This window comes from Pseudomonas sp. CP-1 (assembly GCF_021213715.1).
GTDB lineage: Bacteria > Pseudomonadota > Gammaproteobacteria > Pseudomonadales > Pseudomonadaceae > Pseudomonas > Pseudomonas aeruginosa.
The window spans coordinates 1-4757 of the sequence record NZ_JAJQKY010000046.1 but is presented as its reverse complement, the minus strand read 5'-3'; the positions used below and the strand labels follow the sequence as shown (position 1 = coordinate 4757).

The window sequence follows — 4757 nt, the reverse complement described above, 5'->3', positions numbered from 1 at the left end:
ATGGCGCTGCTGGTGGTGGGCTTCTTCCTGTTCGGCAGCTACACCAAGCGCAGCACCGTCAGCGGCCAATTGGTTCCCGCCAGCGGCCAGGTCAAGGTGCACGCGCCGCAGGCCGGCATCGTGCTGCGCAAGTTCGTCCAGGAAGGCCAGGCGGTACGACGTGGCGAGCGCCTGATGGTGCTTTCCAGCGAACGCTACGGCAGCGATGCCGGCCCGGTGCAGGCCGGTATCAGCAGGCGCCTGGAACAACGCCGCGACTCCCTGCGCGACGAACTGGAAAAGCTTCGCCGCCTGCAAGACGACGAGCGCGACAGCCTGACCAGCAAGGTCGCCAGCCTGCAGCGCGAACTGACCACCCTCGCCGCCCAAACCGACAGCCAGCAACGCCTGCTGGCGCTGGCCAGCGACGCCGCCGCGCGCTACCAGGGGCTGATGGACAAGGGCTACATCTCCATGGACCAGTTGCAGCAGCGCCAGGCCGAGCTGCTCGGCCAGCGCCAGACCCTGCAAGGCCTGGAGCGCGAACGCACGTCGCTGCGGCAGCAGTTGACCGAGCGCCGCAACGAACTCGCCGGGCTTTCCGCGCGCCAGGCCAACCAGCTCGCGGAAACCCGCCGCCAGCTCAGCACGGTGGAGCAGGACCTGGCCGAAAGCGAAGCCAAGCGCACCTTGCTGGTCACCGCGCCGGAGAGCGGCATCGCCACCGCCGTGCTCGCCGAAGCCGGGCAGACCGTCGACAGCTCGCGTCCGCTGCTGAGCATCGTTCCCGCCGACACCCCGTTGCAGGCCGAACTCTACGCGCCGAGCAAGTCCATCGGTTTCATCCGGCCGGGCGACGCGGTGCTGATCCGCTACCAGGCCTATCCGTACCAGAAGTTCGGCCAGTACCACGGCAAGGTGCAGTCGATCTCCCGCGCCAGCGTCTCCTATGCCGAGCTTTCCAGCATGGTCGGCGGCGTACCGGGGCTCGGCCAGGATGGCGAGCAGCTGTACCGGCTGCGGGTAACCCTCGACGACCAGGCGGTGACCGCCTACGGCCAGCCGCGTCCGCTGCAGAGCGGCATGCTGCTGGACGCCGACATCCTCCAGGACACCCGGCGCCTCTACGAATGGGTGCTGGAACCGCTCTACAGCCTGACCGGCAAACTCTAGGAACGACCCATGGCCTTTCTCGACGCTCTCGCCCTGCGCCTGGGCCGCCGCCTGCCGCTGGTGCTGCAGACCGAAGCCACCGAATGCGGCCTGGCCTGCCTGGCGATGATCGCCGGCTACCACGGCCACCATACCGGCCTGATGGAACTGCGCCGGCGCTTCTCCGTATCGCTCAAGGGCATCTCCCTCAAGCAACTGATCCAGACCGCCCACCGCCTCGGCCTGGGCACCCGCGCGGTGAAGCTCGACCTCGGCGACCTCGGCAAGCTCAAGCTGCCCTGCGTGCTGCACTGGAACTTCAACCACTTCGTCGTGCTCAAGGCGGTCGACGGGCGCGGCGCGGTGCTCCACGACCCCGCCCACGGCCAGCGCCGGCTGGGCCTGGAGGAAGTCTCGCGGAGCTTCACCGGGGTAGCCCTGGAACTCTGGCCGGAGAGCGGCTTCGAGAAACAGGAGGCGCCGCCGCGGATCAAGCTGCTGGGCATGCTCGGCAAGGTCACCGGGCTGTACCGCTCGCTGGCCCAGGTGCTGCTGCTCGCCGGCGCGCTGGAAGTGTTCTCGCTGATCAGTCCGTTCTTCCTGCAATGGACCATCGACAACGTCATCGTCAGCGAAGACCGTGACCTGCTCAGCACCCTGGCCATCGGCTTCGGCCTGTTGCTGCTGATGCAGCAGGCGGTCAGCGGGGTGCGCGCCTGGGTGATGATGCACATGAGCACCCTGCTCGGCGTGCAGTGGCAGGCCAACGTCTTCAGCCACCTGCTGCGGCTGCCCGCGCAGTATTTCGAGAAGCGCCACCTGGGCGACGTGGTGTCGCGCTTCGGCGCGGTGAACAGCATCCAGCAGACCCTCACCGCGGCCTTCCTCTCGGCGGTGCTGGACGGCCTGATGACCGTCGCCACCCTCGGCATGATGCTGCTCTACAGTCCGCCGCTGGCGGCCATCGCCATCGCCGCCATGAGCCTCTACGCCCTCGGCCGCTGGATCTGGTACCGGCCGTTGCGCAACGCCACCGAGGAGCAGATCGTCCACGCCGCGCGGCAGCAGAGCCACTTCCTCGAGACGGTGCGCGGCATCCGCCCGCTGAAGCTGTTCCAGCGCCAGGACGAGCGCCGCTCGGTATGGCTCGGCCTGCTGGTGGAACAGATCAACGCCGGCCTGCGTACGCAGAAGCTGCAACTGTTCTACCAGCAGCTCAACGGCCTGCTGTTCGGCGTGGAGAACCTGCTGGTGATCTGGCTCGGCGCGACCATGGTGATGGACGGCCAGTTCAGCGTCGGCATCCTGATGGCCTTCAACGCCTACAAGTCGCAGTTCGACAGCCGCGTCGGCAGCCTGATCGACAAGTTCTTCGAGCTGCGCATGCTCCAGTTGCAGGGCGAGCGCCTGGCCGACATCGTCCTCCAGGCCCCGGAGGTCAGCCACGGCGACATCCTCCCGGAGAACCTCCGCGAGCGCGAGGCGAGCATCGAGATCCAGGGCTTGCGCTACCGCTACGCGGAACANGGCCCCGGAGGTCAGCCACGGCGACATCCTCCCGGAGAACCTCCGCGAGCGCGAGGCGAGCATCGAGATCCAGGGCTTGCGCTACCGCTACGCGGAACAGGAGCCCTGGGTCCTCGACGGCCTCGACCTGCGCATCGCCGGCGGCGAGTCGGTGGCCATCGTCGGCCCCTCGGGCTGCGGCAAGAGCACTCTGTTCAACGTCCTGCTGGGCATCCTCCCGCCAGTGGAGGGACAGATCCGCATGGCCGGCCTGGACCTTGCGCAACTGGGCCTGGACGGCCTGCGCGAACTGGTCGGTACGGTGCTGCAGGACGACGTGCTGTTCGCCGGTTCGCTCAGCGACAACATCAGTTTCTTCGACCCGCAGCCGGACATGCCCTGGCTGCTGCAGTGCGCGCAGATGGCTGCCATCCACGATGACATCCAGGCCATGCCGATGGGCTACAACACCCTGGTCGGCGACATGGGCACGGTGCTCTCCGGCGGCCAGAAGCAGCGGGTGATGCTGGCCCGGGCGCTGTACAAGAAGCCGCGCATCCTGTTCCTCGACGAAGCCACCAGCCACCTCGACGTACACTGCGAACAGCGGGTCAACGCCGCCATTCGCGCGCTGCGCATCACCCGCATCATGGTCGCCCATCGGCCCGAGACCATCGCCTCGGCGGACCGCGTGATAGTCCTCGGCCAGGGCAAGGTAAGCCTCGACGAAAGCACCGCGTGCCTGGCCGAACGCCAGGCCGCCGCGGCGCGGGAGCAGGCCTGATGCGTGCCCTCGCCGGCCTGTTGTGCGGCCTGCTCGGCCTGGTTCCCGGCGCCGCCGCCTACGAGCCGGACGTGTTCGGCACCGCCGGCCAGGTCGCCGGCCAGGCGGTCTACGACCTCGGCGGCAGCGGTTTGCCCTGCCGCGGCGGGCCGCCACCGACCGAGCTGAGCCTGGAGGAAGCCATCGAGCGGATCCTCTGCCACGACCCGCAGACCCGCCTCGCCTGGGCCAATGCCAAGGCCCAAGCGGCCCAGGTCGGGATCGGCAAGTCCGCCTACCTGCCGCGCCTGGACGGCCGTCTCGACGCCAGTCGCGGCTACAGCGACATGGATTATCGCGATGCCCCCTACCTCTCCGGCGACGGCCATCGCCACCGGCGCGGCGCCAGCCTCCAATTGAGCTGGGTGCTGTTCGACTTCGGCCGCCGCAGCGCCGCCCTGCGCAACGCCCAGCAGTTGCTGCTGGCGGCCAACGCCAGCCAGGACGCGACCCTGCAGAACACCTTCGCCCTCGCCGCCCAGGCCTACTACGACGCCCTCGCCGCCCAGCGCAGCCTGGCCGCCTCGCGGCAGGTCGCGGAGCTGGCGGCGCAGAACCTGGAAGCCGCCGACGCCAAGTACCGGGCCGGCGCCGCCGCCCTTTCCGATCGCCTGCAGGCACAGACCGCGCTGTCCCAGGCGAGCCTCGCCCAGGTCCGCGACGAAGGCGCCCTGAGCAACGCCCTCGGCGTCATCGCCCTGCGCATGGGCCTGGCGCCGGATACCCCGCTGCGCCTCTCCGGCGAGCTGGAGGCGCAACCCGACACCGGCTTCGTCAAGGCCATCGACGAGATGCTCGCCGAAGCCCGCCGCGAGCATCCGGCGCTGCTCGCCGCCCAGGCGCGGCTGAAAGCCGCCGCCGCCTCGGTGGAGGAAAGCCGCGCCGCCGGCCGGCCGAGCCTGGCGCTGAGCGCCAACCTGGCACGCAGCCATAGCGACCAGGCGATGGCGTTCAACGGCGATACCCGCGAACGCGACCGCAGCATCGGCCTGCAACTGAACATCCCGTTGTTCGAAGGCTTCGAACGCACCTACCAGGTCCGCAACGCCCTGGCCCGCCGCGAAGCCAGCGAAGCGGAGCTGGCCGACACCGAGCAGCAGGTTTCGCTGGAGGTGTGGAGCAACTACCAGTCGCTCAGCGTCGAGACCCGCAGCCTGGCGCGCACCCGCGAACTGGTCGAACAGTCGCGGCAAAGCCTGGAGGTGGTGCAGGGCCGCTACCGCTCAGGGGTCGGCAGCATGATCGAGCTGCTCAACGCCCTGACCGCCTACGCCAGCGCCGAGGACCAGCACATCCG

General features: G+C 69.2%; 2 protein-coding genes and 1 pseudogene. All 3 read left to right on the top strand.

The genetic code is table 11. From position 1 onward, the window contains the following. Positions 1-1152: HlyD family secretion protein (locus LT948_RS32890; RefSeq protein WP_216663947.1), on the top strand; the 1152-nt coding region annotated here is incomplete at its 5' end. 9 nt (positions 1153-1161) lie between these two features. Further along, positions 1162-3421, top strand: a pseudogene (locus tag LT948_RS32885) (peptidase domain-containing ABC transporter). Next, positions 3421-4757, top strand: a 1337-nt coding sequence (locus LT948_RS32880) for a TolC family protein (RefSeq protein ID WP_033983612.1), incomplete at its 3' end; no start/stop codon positions are given. The pseudogene LT948_RS32885 and the gene LT948_RS32880, both read left to right, overlap by 1 nt.